At 74.5% G+C, this 16159-nt stretch carries 18 protein-coding genes; 6 read left to right on the plus strand and 12 right to left on the minus strand.

Translation table 11 applies throughout. The features are described 5' to 3' along the window. Window positions 1-25 precede the first annotated feature (25 nt). The gene (locus tag ATJ97_RS10845) at window positions 26-502 is read left to right on the plus strand and encodes a GyrI-like domain-containing protein (RefSeq protein ID WP_170037383.1); all 477 of its coding nucleotides are present in this window, start codon (window positions 26-28) and stop codon (window positions 500-502) included. Window positions 503-557: 55 nt separating this feature from the next. Here the strand turns inward: ATJ97_RS10845 and ATJ97_RS20400 are convergent, their stop codons facing one another. From ATJ97_RS20400 to ATJ97_RS10860, 3 genes are all read right to left on the minus strand, one after another. Beyond that, window positions 558-1940 (minus strand): phosphoribosyltransferase family protein, encoded by a 1383-nt coding sequence (locus ATJ97_RS20400; protein WP_098483755.1) that lies wholly within the window; start codon window positions 1938-1940, stop codon window positions 558-560. Window positions 1941-2035: 95 nt separating this feature from the next. Then, window positions 2036-2413 (minus strand): VOC family protein, encoded by a 378-nt coding sequence (locus ATJ97_RS10855; RefSeq protein WP_098483756.1) that lies wholly within the window; start codon window positions 2411-2413, stop codon window positions 2036-2038. A 47-nt stretch (window positions 2414-2460) separates the two neighbouring features. Then, entirely contained in the window at window positions 2461-3237 is a 777-nt protein-coding gene (locus tag ATJ97_RS10860; RefSeq protein WP_245862384.1) for a DUF4386 domain-containing protein, read from the minus strand. A 110-nt stretch (window positions 3238-3347) separates the two neighbouring features. On the opposite strand from ATJ97_RS10860, the gene ATJ97_RS10865 reads away from it, so the two are divergent. From ATJ97_RS10865 to ATJ97_RS10875, 3 genes are all read left to right on the plus strand, one after another. Further along, window positions 3348-4046: a TetR/AcrR family transcriptional regulator gene (locus ATJ97_RS10865; protein WP_483866834.1), complete on the plus strand. Its 699-nt coding sequence runs from the start codon at window positions 3348-3350 to the stop codon at window positions 4044-4046. 163 nt (window positions 4047-4209) lie between these two features. Beyond that, entirely contained in the window at window positions 4210-4968 is a 759-nt protein-coding gene (locus ATJ97_RS10870; RefSeq protein ID WP_098483758.1) for an SDR family NAD(P)-dependent oxidoreductase, read from the plus strand. Window positions 4969-4981: 13 nt separating this feature from the next. Continuing rightward, a complete protein-coding gene (locus tag ATJ97_RS10875; protein WP_245862388.1) occupies window positions 4982-6328 on the plus strand; it encodes an acyl-CoA dehydrogenase family protein in 1347 nt (448 codons plus the stop codon). Window positions 6329-6358: 30 nt separating this feature from the next. On the opposite strand, the gene ATJ97_RS10880 is transcribed toward ATJ97_RS10875, so the two are convergent. Then, window positions 6359-7015 (minus strand): hypothetical protein, encoded by a 657-nt coding sequence (locus ATJ97_RS10880; protein WP_098483759.1) that lies wholly within the window; start codon window positions 7013-7015, stop codon window positions 6359-6361. 100 nt (window positions 7016-7115) lie between these two features. Continuing rightward, window positions 7116-7334: a hypothetical protein gene (locus tag ATJ97_RS10885; protein ID WP_098483760.1), complete on the minus strand. Its 219-nt coding sequence runs from the start codon at window positions 7332-7334 to the stop codon at window positions 7116-7118. 153 nt (window positions 7335-7487) lie between these two features. Between ATJ97_RS10885 and ATJ97_RS10890 the strand changes: the two genes are divergently transcribed. Beyond that, a complete protein-coding gene (locus ATJ97_RS10890; RefSeq protein WP_098483761.1) occupies window positions 7488-8270 on the plus strand; it encodes a hypothetical protein in 783 nt (260 codons plus the stop codon). A gap of 14 nt (window positions 8271-8284) precedes the next feature. Here the strand turns inward: ATJ97_RS10890 and ATJ97_RS10895 are convergent, their stop codons facing one another. Together ATJ97_RS10895 and ATJ97_RS10900 are read right to left on the minus strand one after the other, a co-directional pair. Next, window positions 8285-8626, minus strand: coding sequence for a YciI family protein (locus ATJ97_RS10895; protein WP_098483762.1), 342 nt, complete (start codon window positions 8624-8626; stop codon window positions 8285-8287). A gap of 111 nt (window positions 8627-8737) precedes the next feature. After that, a complete protein-coding gene (locus tag ATJ97_RS10900; protein ID WP_098483763.1) occupies window positions 8738-9484 on the minus strand; it encodes a hypothetical protein in 747 nt (248 codons plus the stop codon). Window positions 9485-9586: 102 nt separating this feature from the next. Between ATJ97_RS10900 and ATJ97_RS10905 the strand changes: the two genes are divergently transcribed. Beyond that, a complete protein-coding gene (locus tag ATJ97_RS10905) occupies window positions 9587-10666 on the plus strand; it encodes a medium chain dehydrogenase/reductase family protein (protein ID WP_170037386.1) in 1080 nt (359 codons plus the stop codon). 76 nt (window positions 10667-10742) lie between these two features. Here ATJ97_RS10905 and ATJ97_RS10910 read toward each other — a convergent pair whose 3' ends face one another. The 5 genes from ATJ97_RS10910 to ATJ97_RS10930 all read right to left on the minus strand — a co-directional run bounded on the left by ATJ97_RS10910 (window position 10743) and on the right by ATJ97_RS10930 (window position 16151). After that, window positions 10743-10973 carry a hypothetical protein gene (locus ATJ97_RS10910; RefSeq protein WP_098483764.1) on the minus strand — a complete coding sequence of 77 codons (231 nt, stop codon included), beginning with the start codon at window positions 10971-10973 and terminating at the stop codon, window positions 10743-10745. A 76-nt stretch (window positions 10974-11049) separates the two neighbouring features. Further along, on the minus strand, window positions 11050-12609 hold the full coding sequence (locus tag ATJ97_RS10915; protein ID WP_098483765.1) for an ATP-binding cassette domain-containing protein: 1560 nt from the start codon (window positions 12607-12609) through the stop codon (window positions 11050-11052). Then, complete coding sequence (locus tag ATJ97_RS10920) at window positions 12606-13472, minus strand: ABC transporter permease (RefSeq protein ID WP_342746889.1); 867 nt, start codon at window positions 13470-13472, stop codon at window positions 12606-12608. Before ATJ97_RS10920 ends, ATJ97_RS10915 begins: the two co-directional genes overlap by 4 nt. Next, window positions 13469-14458 (minus strand): ABC transporter permease, encoded by a 990-nt coding sequence (locus tag ATJ97_RS10925; RefSeq protein ID WP_098483766.1) that lies wholly within the window; start codon window positions 14456-14458, stop codon window positions 13469-13471. Before ATJ97_RS10925 ends, ATJ97_RS10920 begins: the two co-directional genes overlap by 4 nt. A gap of 13 nt (window positions 14459-14471) precedes the next feature. After that, window positions 14472-16151, minus strand: coding sequence for an ABC transporter substrate-binding protein (locus ATJ97_RS10930; protein ID WP_098483767.1), 1680 nt, complete (start codon window positions 16149-16151; stop codon window positions 14472-14474). Window positions 16152-16159: the final 8 nt, after the last annotated feature.

Here is a 16159-nt window from a genome sequence, read left to right on the forward strand (position 1 = left end):
TCGAGGCACGACGAAGGAGATGATCATGGGCGACATCCACCTCATCGAGCTCCCAGAGCAGGCCGTGGCCGGCGTGCGCCAGCGGATCCGCATGGACGAGATGACCACCATCTTCGACACCCGCTTCCAGGAGGTGCTCCAGGCGCTGCAGTCGGCCGGGGTCGCACCGGCCGGCGCGCCCTACGCCCGGTATCACGGCGACATCGGCGAGACGGTCGACGTCGAGATCGGCTTCCCGGTCAGCGAGCCGTTCCCCGGGTCGGGCGACGTCCAGGGCGAGACCCTGCCGGCGGCCCGGGCGGTCGAGACGATCCACGAGGGCACGTACGACCGCCTCCCCGAGACGTACGAGGCCGTCGCGCGCTGGATGACCGAGCACGACCTGCAGCGGCTCGACCAGTCGTGGGAGATCTACGAGGCCGGCCCCGAGTCCGACCCGGACCCCGGCACCTGGCGCACCCGCGTGGTCTTCCCCGTCTCGGGGCCGCAGGTCGAGCCGTAGCTCAGCCGGCCGGCGACGGTCAGCGGGACGGGAGCGGTCAGCCGGACGGGGGCGGTCAGCCGGCCGGGGACGCCAGCCACCGGTCGAGGGCGGCGACGGTCAGCCGGACCACCTCGTCGAGCGTGCCGGGCTCCTCGAACAGGTGCGTGGCGCCCGGGACGACGTCGAGCTCCACCGGTCCGGGGATCGCGGCCGCCGCCCGCCGGTTGAGGTCGAGCACCTGGTGGTCGAGGCCGCCGACCACGAGGAGCACGGGCACGACGACGCGCCCGAGCGCGCCGCCCGCCAGGTCGGGCCGCCCGCCGCGGGAGACGACGCCGACGACGGCGGAGCGTTCCGCCGCGGTGATCAGCGCCGCCGCCGCACCCGTGCTGGCACCGAACGTGATCACCGGCAGGTCGGTCCCGTGCTCCGCCGTCCACCAGTCCACCGCGCCGGTCAGGCGGGTGGCGAGGAGGCCGATGTCGAAGCGCAGCTCACGGGTGCGCAGGTCGACGCGTTCCTCGTCCTCGGTGAGCAGGTCCATGAGCAGCGTCGCGTACCCGGCCCGGTTGAGCGCCGCGGCCACGTGCCGGTTGCGTGGGCTGTGGCGCCCGCTGCCCGACCCGTGCGCGAAGACGACGACGGCCCGCGGCCTCCCCGGCACGGTGAGGTCGGCGTCGAGGGTCGCCCAGCCCACGGGGATCCGGACCGCGTCCTCGAGGACCGGCCGGTCCCCGCGGGGCGCGGCGTCGCCGCCGGCGCGTGGTGCGCCGTCGTCACGCCCGGCACTGTCCCACTGCGCGCGCGAGGTGGCGAGCAGGTCCCGCACCTCCGCGTCGGAGGTCTGGGAGAAGTCGTAGTAGCCCTGCCCCACCCCGTAGAACGGTTCCGGCGCCCAGGCGCAGACGACGTCGTCGGCCTCCTGGCCCACCACCGCGCAGCTCGACGCCGACCCCACGGGCACGGCAACAACGAGCCGCGCGGGCTCCTGGCGGCGCAGCGCCGCGATGGCCGCCCGCATGGACGACCCCGTGGCGAGCCCGTCGTCGACCAGGATCACCACCTTGCCGCGCACGGGCACCGGCGGGCGGTCACCGCGGTAGAGCTCCTCCCGCCGTCGCAGCTCGGCACGCTCCGCGGTCAGCACCCGCTGGAACGCGTGCTCGCGCACCCCGGTGTGCCCGAGGACGCGCTCGTTGCGCACGAGCACCACGTCCTCGCCCACGCCGGTGATGGCGCCCATCGCCAGCTCGGGCTGGCCCGGCACGCCGAGCTTGCGCACCACCACCACGTCGAGCGGCGCCCCCAGGGCCTGCGCGACCACCGCGGCCACCGGGACACCGCCGCGTGGCAGGCCGAGCACGACGACGTCGTCCCGACCCGCGTACTCGGCCAGCTGGTCGGCGAGGTCCCGCCCGGCCTCGCGACGGTCGGCGTACGGCTCCTGGCGCGTCATTGCTCCGTCCCCTGCCCGTCGGCGCCCCGGCCGACGAGGCGAGCGTAGGCACGGCGTGACCCGCGGCGCAGCAGGTCGACGCGCGTGCCGCGGCGTCAGCCCGTCGTCGCTGATCCCTTCGGCGCCTGGTAGAGCCCGAACGGCGAGCCCTGGTCGTCCCGACACAGCACGAAGCGGCCGTACGAGGCCTGGACCTCCTCGTCGCCCTCGACGTCGGTGCCGTCCACCGACCCGCCGAGCTCGCGGACCCGGGCGACGGCGGCGTCGATGTCGTCGACCCGGAAGAACAGGTACGGCGACGCGCCGGCGTCGCCGCCGTGGATCCCGCCCGGCACGTTGGGCGTGGTGATCATGCCGCCGTCGCCGCCGGAAGGGCCGCGCGAGAACGCCCAGCCGAACAGCGACTCGTAGAACCTGCGACCGCGGGCGGCGTCCTGGACGCCGAGCTCGAAGAAGGCCAGCTCACCGGACATCGTCGTCCCTTCCCTCGTCAGGACCGTCACGCTACGGAAGGTCCTCGTCAGCGGGCAAGGGCGCGCATGTCTCCGGAGCCCGACCCGCTTCCGACGCTCGGTGCCTCGGTGAGGGGCGAGGGCCTGAACCCCTTGACCACCAGGTAGACGCCGAGCGAGAGCTCCCAGAAGAAGATCCCGGGCAGAGCGACCAGGGACAGCAGCGAGAACTGGTCGTTGATGCCGAACATCGTCGCGGTGTTGGACGCGAGGAGCAGCGGCGCCCCGACGAGACCCATCAGCGGGATCACGCGCGGCACGAGCCGGGACCGGTACATCAGCGTGCCCAGGAGCAGGGCGTTGGCGACGGCGAGGCCCGGCCCGAACAGGAAGGACCAGTCACGGACCGCGACGAGCGCCGCCCCGACGGCGATCAGCGATCCCGCGTCCGCACCGGCCGTGCCGCCGAGGTCCTGCCGCAGGGTGACGACCGCGAGGAGGCTCATGACGCCGACGAAGATGATCGCGGCCTCGAGGATCCGGGCCGCGACGAAGCCGAGGGCGAGAGCCTCGCTCTGCCGCCTGACCACGGGGAACAGCACGACGGCGGTGCCGATGCAGGCCAGGGCGTTGACGATGTCGAGAAGGCCGCCGAGAAGGACGCGTGTGTCCTGGCCCGGCCCGACGATGTAGCTCGGGTCGTTCAGCACCGGGTCGAGCAGGAAGACGGCGGGGATCGACGCCAGGAAGGTGGTCAGGTAGAGCGCACCCGCCAGCAGCGCGATCTTCCTCGGCGAGCTCATGCGGGTTCTGGCTGGCGTCTCGGTGGGCGCGGTGGGGGCCATGTCGGTCTTCTCTCTCGTGGGGCACGGCAGGTGTACGCCGTACACCCAGAAGATAGGTGTACGCAGTACACTCGTCAAGGGGTTTGGTCGACTGATCGGAAGGCGGGGGAATGATGGAGGCTTCTCAGGTCGGGACGACGCGACGCCCCCTCAGCCGGGACCGCGTGCTGCGGGCCGGCGTCGCCCTCGCCGACGAGGAGGGCATCGAGGCGCTGAGCATGCGCCGCCTGGCCCAGCGCCTGGGCGTCGTCCCGATGGCGCTCTACAAGCACGTGGCCAACAAGGAGGAGCTCCTCGACGGCATGGTCGACGTCGTCGTCTCCGAGATCGACCCGCCCCTGGAGGCGGCCGACTGGCGGGCCGCCGTGCGGGAGCGGGTGCTCTCCGCGAGGCGGGTGCTGCTGCGTCACCCGTGGGCGCGGCCCGTCATCGAGACGCGCACCGGCGCCTCACCGGCGGTGCTGGACCACATGGACTCGCTCGTGGCGATGTTCCGCGCCGGCGGCTTCTCGGCGGAGCTGACCCATCACGTGATGCACGCGCTCGGCAGCCGGATGTGGGGCTTCACCCAGGAGGTCTTCCCGAGCGCCCCGCCGCCCGAGGACCCGGCGCTGCGAGAGGCGATGTTCCGCCAGGTGACCTCGCGGTGGCCGCACATCGCCGAGATCGCCGGTGCCGGAGCCGCCCACCGCGCGGACTACGTGGTCGGCGGCGGCTGCGACGACCAGTTCGAGTTCGAGTTCACGCTCGACCTCCTGCTGGACGGGTTCGAGCGGCTCCGTCAGCAGGACTGGCGTCCCCGCGCCTGAGGCGTCCGCCCCGAACGACATTTCGGTCATGGGCGGTCCCCGGTACGGTGTGAGCGGCGACGGGGCCAGGCCACGAACCGGGGACACCAGCTCCCGCCCCGACGCCGTGTTTCTGACCGGCGTGCGGGGTGATCCCCGGCACGTGAGCGAAGGAGCTTCACGGATGGAACTTTCCGGCACTGCCGCCGTCGTCACGGGCGGCGCCTCCGGCCTGGGGGCGGCCACCGTCACGGCACTGGCCGACGGCGGAGCCGCCGTCTTCGCCGTCGACCTGCCCGCCGCCCTCGAGCGGGCGACCCGGCACGACGGCGTGGAGTACCTCGCCGCCGACGTCACGGACCACGACCAGCTGCGCGCCGCCGTCGCCACCGCGGCGGAGGGACCGGCGCCGCTGCGGATCGCCGTCAGCTGCGCGGGCATCGCGCCGGGCGCGCGACTGCTCGGCAGGCAGGGCGTGCACGACCCGGCGCTGTTCGCCAAGGTCGTGGGTGTCAATTTGGTGGGCACGTTCCACCTCCTCGCCCTTGCCGCGGAGCGGATCGCCGCCACCGAGCCCGACGGCGACGGGCAGCGCGGCGTCATCGTCAACACCGCGTCCGTGGCCGCCTTCGAGGGGCAGGTGGGCCAGGTGGCGTACGCCGCCTCGAAGGGCGGGGTGGTCGGGCTGACCCTGCCCGCCGCCCGCGACCTCGCCCAGCACGGCATCCGGGTGTGCACCATCGCGCCGGGCATCGTCGACACCCCGATGATGGGGCAGATCGACGAGGAGTTCCGCGCCCGGCTGGCCGCCGGCGTGCCTTTCCCGCAGCGGCTGGCGCGGCCCGAGGAGTACGCGAAGCTCGTGCTCGCGATCGTCGACCACGACTACCTCAACGGCGAGACCGTCCGCATGGACGGCGCCCTGCGCATGGCGCCGCGCTGAGGGGGGCGAGGACATGACCGACACGCTGCCCCGCGTCCCCGCCGCCTCCCCGTCCGCGCCGGCACCGGCCGCCGTGCCCATGGAGCCGCCCACGCCACCCTCCCCCGCGCCGGCGCCCACCGCCGCCCCCTCACCGGCCACCACGTCCACACCCGCCGCGTCGCCGGCCGCCGTGAGATCGGCACCACCGTCGCCTGCCCACGGCGGGTTCGCGGAGCTGGACCTGCTCGGCGCCGCCGGGCTCCTCGACCAGCACGAGCGGGCCCGTCTCGCCGACGTCCACCACCTGGCCCAGACACTCTTGCGCCGTCAGTCGGTCGACCCGTGGAACCGCGAGGAGTTCGCCCCGGACCTCCTCGCCGTCCTGGCCGACGCCGGGCTCGGCGCGCTCCAGCTCGAGGGCACCAGTGCCCTGTTCCGCGGGCTCGTCCACGCGGAGGTCGCCCGCGCGGACCTGTCGATGTCGACCGTACTGGGCGTCCACAACGAGCTCGTCGTCGGGGTGGTCGACGCGCTCGGCTCCCCGGAGCAGCGCCGCGCCCTGCTCCCCCGGCTGGCCGCCATGCGCAGCCTCGGTGCGTTCGCGCTCACCGAGCCGGAGCACGGCTCCGACGTCGCCCGCGGGCTGACCACGACGGCGCGGCGCGACGGCACCGACTGGGTCCTCGACGGCGCCAAGCGGTGGATCGGACTGGCCACGGTGGCCGAGTTCGCGATCGTCTGGGCGCGCGACGTCGCCGACGGGACGGTCCGGGCGTTCGTCGTCGGGACCGACCTTCCCGGCTTCGCCGCCGTCCCGATCAGGAACAAGATTGGGCTGCGCATCATGCAGAACGCCGACGTCACGCTCGACGGCGTCCGCGTGCCCGAGAGCAGCCGCCTGCCCGGCGCGGTGGGGTTCGGCGCCGTCAACACGGTGCTGCGCCACTCCCGCGCCTGGGTCGGCTGGCAGGCGGTGGGGCTGCAGCTCGCGGCGCTGGAGGTCGCCCGGTCCTACGTGCGCGAGCGCCAGCAGTTCGGCCGGCCGCTGGCCGGGTTCCAGCTGGTGCAGCAGTCCCTCGCCCGGATGGCCGGCAACGCCGCCTCCTCGCTCGCGCTCATGGTGCAGGTGGCGCGGCTGCAGGACGCCGGGACGCTGGAGATGGCGCACGCCGCGATGGTCAAGGCCACCTGCACCGCCCAGGCCCGGGAGACCGTGGCGCTCGGCCGGAACCTGCTCGGCGGCAACGGCATGACCACCGACTACGAGATGGCCAAACTCTTCGGCGACGCGGAGGCCATGTACACCTACGAGGGGACGCAGGAGATCAACCAGCTCATCGTGGGCCGGGCCCTGACGGGGGTGTCGGCGTTCGTCTGACCGGTTGTCGGCGTCGTGGGACCGGCGCCCTCACCCGAGGGACGACGGCGGAGCGGCCGCCTCCACCTCCACGGTGCTGACCACCGTCACGTGGCTGGGACCGGCGGGCGTGGAGCTGAAACCGAAGCGGGCGGGCGGGTCGACGGGGCGGAGGTCGCCGAGCTCGGTGCCGTCCCAGCGGAGCCGCGCGGCGGCCACCCGCCGGAAGTCCCGGGCGGCGTACCACTCGCGCCGCCCGCCGCCCGCGGTCCCCACGGTGCGCACACCGGGCAGCACCGCCGCGGCCAGGGGGTCGGTCAGCCGGGCCCAGCCGGGGCTCTCGGCCAGCGGGCCGGGGACGGCCCGGAGCAGGTGTCCGAGCGCCGTCCGTCCGCCGACGACGAACCACAGGTCGAGGGGACCGGCCCGGACGGCCCGCCGGTCGCCGTCGGCGGTCACGGTGACCGACGTGGTCACGACCTCGTCGAAGACGTAGGTGGCGGAGACGAACTCGGCGACGTCGTCGTCCGGGGCGAGGAGCACACGGTGGCCGTCCGCGCGCTCGAGCATGACGTCCGCGAAGGCGCCGAACGGCGAGACCGGCCAGTGCCCGACGACGGCGCGAGTGCCCTCGCGGGTACCCAGGCCGGTGATGCTGCCGGCGAAGCGCTGGCGGGTGCGGCGGGGACCGGGCGATCGGGGACGCATCCGCTCACGGTAACGAGCGGACCCGGGGCACGGCGCGGGGGCCGCTACGCCGTCGGCCCTCCGGCCGGGCCGGACTCCACGCGCACCTCGAGGCGCCGGTTCAGCCGGGGGCTGCGAGCGCCTCGGGCCCCCGGGCACCCCGGAGCAGCCTCGCCTGGTAGGCGACGGCCGCCGCGACGAGCATGAACCAGCCGAGGACGACGGGGCCGAGGTAGAGGCCCGCGTCGCAGAAGAGCTGCCTGCAGTCGTTGCGCGACTCCTGCCACCCGTCGAAGGTCGTGCCGGCACCGACCATGACGGCGCCCAGGGAGAAGACCATCGCCGGCAAGGTCCACCACCACGCCCTCCTCGCTCCGGCAGGCGTAGCGGCGACCCCGGGCGGGGAACGGGCCCGCTCCGACTGCCCGTTCGCCGGCGGAGAGCCACGGGACCGGGCACCATGGGGGCTCCTTCAGCGGCGGAAGGAGCGGCGATGGTGCCGGGTGCCCCGACCCTCACGGCGCAGCGGACGCTGCGGCGACGACGCGTGGCGGTCTCGGTCCGTGTGGCGGCGGTCGTGACGCTCCTTGCCTCGGCCGTGCTGGGCATCCAGGCGGCGTGGTCGCGGTGGTCGGTGTGCTTCGTGGGCGGGGAACCGCCGGTGGCCGGGCTGCCGGAGGACGGCGCCGGCGGCTGCGTGGCGCTCCAGAACCACCTGTACGACTACACCTTCCCCACCGAGCCCTGGGTGCCGATCGCCGACGCCGCGCAGCGGGAGGGGCTGAGCCTCATGGCGCTCGGGGTTGCGGTCCTGCTCGTCTCCCTCTCCGTGGTGGACCGGTGGTCCGTCTCGTTGCCCACCGTGGCCGGCGGTGCCGCCATCGGCGCCACGTGGCTGGCCGCCGGGGTGCCGACGCTGCAGAGCGGGCTGGCCGGGAAGCCGGTCGACGTGGGTCCGCCCGGTGCGGTGGCCGCGCTGATCTTGCTCGTTCCCCTGGTGCCGGTCGGCCTCGCCGTGCTGTCCTGGCGCCGCGCCGCAGCAGGGTTCGACCCGGACGGCAGGCTCCTCGCGGTGTTCTGGCTGGCGATGGTGGCGACGCATCCCCTCGCAGAGTTCTTCATCACGCTGACGCTGTGGGCGTCGCACGACTCGTCGCCGTTGTCGGGCTTCTTCCGGTGCGCCGTCGTCGCGGTCGGCGCGTGCACCGTCGCCGCGACCCTGGTCCCGGCGCACAGACGGCCCCGGCTCCCCCGCCGCTCGGGTGCCGGGGCCTGACGGGCTTCGGCGGCTCAGCTGGCGGGGTCGTGCCCGAACGCGCGGACCTCCTGCGCACACCGGCAGGCGTGCGCGAACTTCGCGGCCCACTCGAGCGCCGCCTCGTAGGAGGGCAGCTCCAGCACCGTGTAACCGCCCTCGATCTGGCTCGTCTGCGGGTACGTTCCCTCGGTCACGGTCCCGTCGGCATCGACGACGACGGGCGGCACGCTCTCGTCGATGCCGCCACCGAACACCCAGACCCCGGCGTCCTTCGCGTCCTGCGCGACCGCGTGCGCGGCGTCCGCGACCGCCTGCAGCTCCCCCTCGGGGACGTCTATGGCTTCGCTCGGGAAGGAGATCAGGTACTTCGTCATCGAGCCGACTCCCTGTTCGCGCAGCAGCGGTCGGCCTCATCATCGTCGAGGCCGGTGCGTGGCGCACCGACTTTGTGGAGAGGTCTTCGGCCGACGGGCCGTTGACGACGCCTACGCGTGCGGCGTCTCGCGCCCGCCGCGCTCGTCGTTCTCCGGGCTTCGTGCGCCCGGGGCACCGGGCAGCTGGCCGGCGATGCGCTGCTCGAGCGCCTCGGTCGCCTCCTCGGGCACGACGATGAGGCCCTCGAGCTCGCGCATGGCACGCCGGTAGGCCGTCTGGCGCTCCTCTCGGGAGGCACCGCGGTCCTCGGCCAGGGCGATGAGGTGCTTGGCACGGCCCAGGACCTCCCGCTCCGTGTCGGTGAAGTCCGAGGTGCGGCGCCGGCGGGCCTCCCGCTCCGCCACGTCGAACGCGACGGCGAGGTCCTGCACCGCGGTGCGGTAGGCGACGAAACGGTCGGCGTCCCGGAGGTCCTTCGGGTTCGCGGGCCGCAGACCGTCCGCGTTGCGCCTCGCCCGGTGGAACTCGACCGTGAGCGGCTCGCGCATGTCGCTCATCATCGGGTAGTCGATGAGCTTCGCGACGTTGAGCTCGTAGCTGAGCCAGCGACGCCTCACCTCGTCGTGCTCGGCGAGCAGGCGCTGGACGTCCGCGTCGGTGATCCTGCCGAAGGCAGCGGGCCGGGGAGCCGGCGGTGCCTGGGTCGCCTGGCCGTACTTGATCCGGGCGAGCTCGATCTTGTCCCGACGGCGCCGCTCGTCCCACTCCTGCAGGCCCTTGATGCCGCCGCCGATGACACCGCCGAGCGGGAAGATCAGCCACCAGAACGAGCCGACGAACTGCCAGAACTGGTCCACGGCACGAGCCTAGTGCCGGGCGGCGAAAGCCCGGCCCGTCACCGTTCTCCCCGGGGACGAAGGTCCCTCGACCGAGGGCACGCTCGGCGTTGGCATTGGAGCATGCGGCGGGTCGTGGTCGACCGCTTCGGCGGTCCTGAGGTGCTGCGCACGGTGGAGGGCAAGGAGCCCCGGCCGGGTGCTGGCGAGGTCCTCGTCCGGGTCCTGGCCGCGGGCGTCTCCTTCACCGACGCCCTGCTGCGTGCGGGCACGTACCTCGGTGTGCCGAGGCCACCCTTCACACCGGGCTACGAGCTCGTGGGCGTCGTCGAGGAGCTGGGTGCCGGGTGCTCCCGGTTGCGGCCCGGGGACCGGATCGCGGCGCTGACGGCCTACGGCGCGTACGCGGAACGTGTCTGCGTGCCGGAGGCGGAGGCGGTCGAGGTGCCGGCAGACCTCGACCCCGCCGAGGTGGTGAGCCTGGTCCTCACCTACACCAAGGCGTACCAGCTGCTGCACCGCGCGGCCCGGGTGCGGCCGGGCGAGTCCGTCCTCGTCCACGGTGCCGCCGGCAGGGTCGGCACCGCCGTCCGGGAGCTCGGGGCGCTGGCAGGTCTGCGTCTCATCGGCACCGCGTCGGCCCGCGACCGCGGCGCCGTGGAGAAGTACGGAGCCGCGGCGATCGACTACCGGAACGAGGACTTCGTGGTCCGGGTGCGCGAGCTGACGGACGACGGCGTGGACGTCGCGCTCGACGGGTTCGGCGGCGGGATCTCCCTGCGCTCCTTCCGCACGCTGCGGCGGGGCGGTCGGCTCGTCCTGTACGGGCACTACGCCACCATGGCGGGCGGGCGGAAGAGCTGGCGCGGCTGGTTCGAGTGGTACGGGATGACGGCGGCCGTTGCGCTGCTGGGGCTGCTCTCGCCGCACCGGCAGGTGCTGGTCTACCGGATCCAGCGGCTGAGGGACTCCCGTCAGCTGCTGCCGGTGGCCGGGCGCCGTCCGGCGCGACTCGTCGGCGGCGGCCCGCGCCGACCTGACTGGTTCCGCAAGGACCTCCTGGTGCTGGTGGACCTGCTGCGCCGCGGTCAGATCCGCCCGGTGGTGGCGGAGCGCCTGCCGCTCGGGAAGGCCCGCCACGCCCACGAGCTGCTCGAGAGCACGGCGACCAGGGGCAAGATCGTGCTCGTGCCGGACACCTGACCGAGGCACCCTCTGCTCCGCGGCGTCAGCGCCTGGGGGCCCAGTCCCGCGGGCACAGCCGGCCCACGCGTCGGGCTCAGGCGTCGCGGGCGGTGACCTTCGGCTCGTGGATCGTCAGCCCCGGGACCGACAGATCCTTGAGCACCTTGGAGACGCCCGCAACGACGGACGAGGCCGCACGGTCCTCCTCCCGGATGTCGTCCGGGGACAGCGATCCCTCCGGGGTCTCCGATCGGACGAAGTCCACCAGGGCGGCCTCGTCGGTGATCTCGGCGTCGATCTCGACCGTCAGCGTGTGCTTAGCCATGACTCAGCGTGCGGCCGCATCACCGCGGCCGCCACTCGGCGACCGCACCGGTCCGCACGCTCCCAGGGCCAGACGCTCACGAGTCGCTCGCCGCTGCCTCCAGCAGGGCACGGGTGAAGGGGGCGGTCGCGTTGTGCCACACCTGCTCGACCGGGCCGTGCTCGACGATCCGCCCGTCGTGCATGACGGCGACCGTCTCGCAGACCTTCCTGATGACAGCAAGATCGTGGGAGATGACCACCAGCGCGGTCCCGGTGCGCTCCTGCAGGTCGACGAGCAGGTCGAGGATTGCGGCCTGGACCGTGACGTCGAGTGCGGAGACCGGCTCGTCCAGCACGAGGACGGACGGCTCCGCCGCCAGCGCTCGGGCGATGGCCAGCCGCTGACGCTGGCCGCCCGACAGTGACCGTGGCCGCCGGCCCAGGACCGACGCCGGCAGCCGCACGAGCTCCAGCAGCTGCGCCGGGGTGCGGCTGCTGCCCGCGATCCGCAACGCCGACTGCAGGATCCGTCCGGCGCTCCACCGCGGGTCGAAGGAGGCCAGCGGGTCCTGGGGCACGAGGCGGACGAGGTGACGGCGGTACCGGCGCCGCCGCTCGGGCAGCTCGCTCCACGGCTCCCCGGCCAGCTCCACCCGCCCCGCATCCGGCCGCTCGGCGGCCACGAGCATCCGCGCCAGCGTCGACTTCCCGCTCCCGGACTCCCCCACCACTCCGAGCGCTTCCCCGCGGCGCACGACCAGGTCGACGCCGTCCAGCGCGTCCACCGCCTGGCCGCCGGGCAGCCGGTACCGGCGGTGCAGGCCGGTGGCGCGCAGCACCTCGGGTTCGCTCGCCGGCACCGGCGCACGGCGGCGCGCCCCGCGCGGCACGGCGGCCAGCAGCGCCCGGGTGACGTCGTGGGCGGGGTCGCCCAGCACCTCGCCGACCGGCCCCGCCTCGACGACGCGACCGCCGTCGAGGACGACGACGTCGTCGGCAAGCCGCGCCACCGCGCCGAGATCGTGGCTCACCAGGAGCACCGCCGTCCCCGCGTCGCGCAGCCGCCCGAGGAGCTCGAGCACCCCGCGGGCCACCGTCGCGTCCAGGGCGGTGGTCGGCTCGTCGGCGACCAGCAGCGAGGGCTCGGAGACGATCGCCGAGGCAATGAGAGCGCGCTGCCGCATCCCGCCGGACAGCTCGCCGGAGCGCTGCGCGGCGCGGGTTTCCGGCTCGTCCAGGCCGGCCCGGGCGAGGGCGTCCAGCACCCGGCGCCGCCGCTCGGGGAGTCCGACCCCGCGCAGCTTCAGCGACTCGCCGACCTCGGCGCCCACCGTCCGCAGGGGGTCGAGGGACTGCAGCGCGTCCTGCAGCACGAAGCCGACCTGCTCCCCGCGCAGCCGGCGCCACCGCCGCTGGTCGGCGCGGGTGACGTCCTGCCCTGCCACCGTGAAACGCTCGGCCGCGACCGTCGCGGGTGCCCCGCCCTCGCCGGCGAGGCCCACGACGCTGCGCGCCAGCACGGACTTCCCGGCGCCGGACTCCCCGACGACGGCCAGGCAGCGCCCCGGTTCCAGGCGCAGGTCGACCCCGCGCAGCACCTCCCCGACCCCGGGGAAGCTCACGGTCAGCCCGGCGACGTCCAGCACGGCGCTCATGCGGGTGCCACCGTGCCCAGGCGCCGGCCGAGGAAGGTCAGCGCGGCCGCCGTCACCGTGATGGCCAGTCCCGGCGCGACCGTCAGCCACCAGGCGGTGGTGATGTGCAGCCGGCCGGCGTTGAGCATGGCGCCCCACTCGGGCGACGGCGGCAGGGCACCGAGGCCGAGGTAGCTCAGGGCCGAGACCCACACGATCGCCTGCCCGATCCCCAGGGTCGCCACGGCGACGAGCGGCCACAGCGTGTTGGGCAGCACGTGCCGCACGAACGCCACGGGAGCGGACATCCCCTCCAGCCGCGCGGCCTGGACGTACGGGCCCTGCGCGACGGCCTGTGCCCGGGCCCGCAGGATGCGGGCGTAGCCGGGCGCGGTGGCCAGCCCGACGGCAAGGACCGAGGGCCCCACGCCTGCGCCGAGCACCGCCACCAGCAGCAGCGCGAGCACCAGGCTCGGCAGGGCGAACAGCACCTCGACGACCCGGCTGAGCACGGCGTCGAGCCGGCGCGGGCCGAGCGCGGCCCCGAAGCCGAGGACGACGCCGAGCGAGAGGCCGATCGCGGTGGCCGCCGCCCCGACGCCGAGGGACTGGCCGGCCCCGTGGACCACCCGGGTGTAGACGTCCCGCCCGGAGGCGTCCGTGCCGAGCACGGCGCCGGGACCGGGCGGGGTGTAGGCCTGCGCCGGGGCGACGGCGGTCGGGTCGCCGGGGGCGAGGAGCGTCGGCCAGAGCGCTGCGAGGAGGACGAGGACGACGACGGCGGCACTCACCGCACCGCCCGGGCCCAGGGTGCGTGCCCAGCGGGTGGTGGCCTCCCGCACCGCGTCGCGCCGTCGCCGGTTGAGCGCGAGGTCCGGCGTCACGCGACCACCTCGCCGGCGGGCGCGGTCCGCACGGCCTCGACCCGGACGCGCAGCCGCGGGTCGACGACGCGCTCGAGCACGTCGGCGACGGTCATGACGGCCACGTACCCCAGGGCGATGACGAGCACCACGCCGATGACGAGGGGGACGTCGCGCGAGTGGGTGGCGTCGACGAGCAGCCGACCGAGGCCCGGGCGCCCGAAGAGCGTCTCGGCGACGACGGCGCCGGAGAGCAGCGAGCCGAAGGCCCAGCCGCTGAGCGCGATCGCCGGCAGGGCGGCGTGGCGCAGGGAGTGCCGCCAGAGGACCCAGCCCTCCGAGGCGCCGCGGGTGCGTGCCGTCGTCGCGAACGGCGCGGTGTGGGCCTCCTCGAGGCCGTCGCGCATGACCTGCCCCAGGAAACCGGCCACCGGCACGGCCAGGGTGACCGCGGGCAGGAGGAGCGAGCGCAGCGAGTTGTCGCTGCTCGTGGCCGGGAGCCAGCCCGCGCCGCCGGCGACGACGGCGATGAGCACGGCCCCGAGCCAGAAGTGCGGCGTCACCGAGGCGACGACCTCCCCGGCGCGCAGCAGGCCGACGGCCCGGCGCGCCACCCGGCCACGGGCCCGGACCGCCGCCGTCGCCACCGCGAGGGCGAGGAGCCAGGCGAGCAGGAGCCCGAGCGCCGCCAGGGCGAGGGTGCCGCCGAGCTGGTCGCCGACGAGCTCGGCGACGGGGCGGCGTCGGGCGTAGGAGTCCCCGAGCTGGAAGGTGACGGTGCGCGCGAGCTGGAGCAGGTACTGCACCACCAGCGGCTCGTCGAGGGCGTACTCCGCCCGCACGCGGGCCATCGCCTCCTCGCTCGCCTGGGAGCCGGGTCCGCCGAGGATCGCCTCGGAGGGGTCGCCCCCTGCCGCGCGCAGCGCGAAGAACACGACGGTGGCGACCACCCACGCCACGAGCGCCGCTGCGGCGAGGCGCCCCAGCAGCCAGCGCAGCACGGTCATGAGGTAGGTCCCCTCAGGAGGTCAGGCGGGCGTCGACGAAGGTCGGGGTGGACACGGTGCCGAGCGTCCGGACGTCGGTGACCCCGCGGGCGAGGAAGTGGTTCTGCTGGTCGTACAGGGGAAGGATGTAGTACCCCTCGAGGACTCGCTTCTGGACCTCCGTGTACAGCTCGGCGCGCCGCTCCGGGTCGGTGCTGCGGGCGGCCTCGTCGAGGAGGGCGTCGAGCTCGGGGTCGGTCACCTGGGAGAGGTTGGCGAAGTAGCCGCTGGGCGCGGGCACGGTGCTGTCGGAGTGGTAGAGGATCCGCAGCACGTCCGGGCCGACCTTGGTGTACGGGGCGCTGACGGCCTCGTAGTCATTCTTGCCGCCGTCCTCGGGCGCGGCGAGGGCGCCGTACCAGGCGGACAGGTCGAGCGGGGTGAGGACGACCTCGAAGCCGACCCGGCGGGTGTTGGCCTGGATCTGCTCGAAGAGCGCCTGCTCGGCGGCGACGGACTGGTTCGTGCTCACCGGGAGGCGCACGGTGAGCCGCTCGCCGTCGCGGACGCGGTAGCCCTCGTCGTCGACCTGCGACCAGCCGGCCTCGTCGAGCAGCCGCTCCGCCTCCTCCAGGTCGGTGGTGAAGAGCGTGGGGTCGGAGTAGGCCATCGGCTCGACGCTGGAGAGCGGGGAGTGGGAGCGGGTGGCCACACCCTGGTAGAGGGTCTCGATGCCGGGGTCGACGTCGGCGGAGTGGACGAACGCCTGACGCACGCGGACGTCGTCGAAGGGGGCCTGCGCGGAGTTGAGCTCGATCCGGTTGACCGACCCGGGGCGCGGGGCGTCGATGTGGGTGATCTCCCCGCCCGCCTCGGCCGCGACGATGGCCTCCGGCTCGGGGTTGTCGATGACGTGCACCTCGCCGGACTGCAGCGCGGCCCAGCGGGTGGCCGGGTCGGGCAGGAAGCGCCACTCGATCCGCTCGAGGTGGGCGGGGCCGTCGTTCTCCGTCTGGGGGCCGGGGGTGGCGTAGTCCTCGTTGCGCTCGAGGATGACGTGCTGCTGGGGCACCCAGCCCGCGACGACGAAGGGACCGGTGCCGATCGGGGCGGCACAGTTCTCCTCCATGCCGCGCGCGATGCCCGCCGGCGACTGCATCGCGGTCCACTGCATGGACAGCGACTCCAGCAGCGCGGAGTCGGGCTCGGACAGGTGCAGGCGCACGTGGGTCTCGTCGACCGGTTCGACCTCCGCGATCTTCTGCACCGCGAGCCAGCCGGTGGACGAGGCGGTGTCCGGGTCCTGGAGGTGCTCGATGTTGACCTTGACCGCCTCCGCGTCCAGCGGGGTGCCGTCGGTGAAGGTGATCCCCTCGGCGAGGGTGAGGTCCCACGTCAGGCCGTCGTCGCGCACCGTCCAGTCGGTGGCGAGCCAGGGCTGGATCTCGCCGTCCGCGTCCCGGCCGACGAGCGGCTCGAGGTACTGGGTGCTGATGAGCGCCTGGGGGTAGTTGCCGCCCACGTGCGGGTCCAGGCAGGTGGGCTCGGCGTCACCGGTGGCGTAGACGAGGGTGCCGCCGTCGACCGGCTCGCCCTCGCCGCTCGCGGTGTCGTCACCGCCGCCGCTGCAGGCGGCGAGAGCAAGGGTCAGCGCCGCCGCCCCCGCTGCCGTCCGGCCACGTCGGGTGGGCAGGTCAAAGAGCCGGGTGACCATGGATCAGC

This window comes from Georgenia soli (assembly GCF_002563695.1).
GTDB lineage: Bacteria > Actinomycetota > Actinomycetes > Actinomycetales > Actinomycetaceae > Georgenia > Georgenia soli.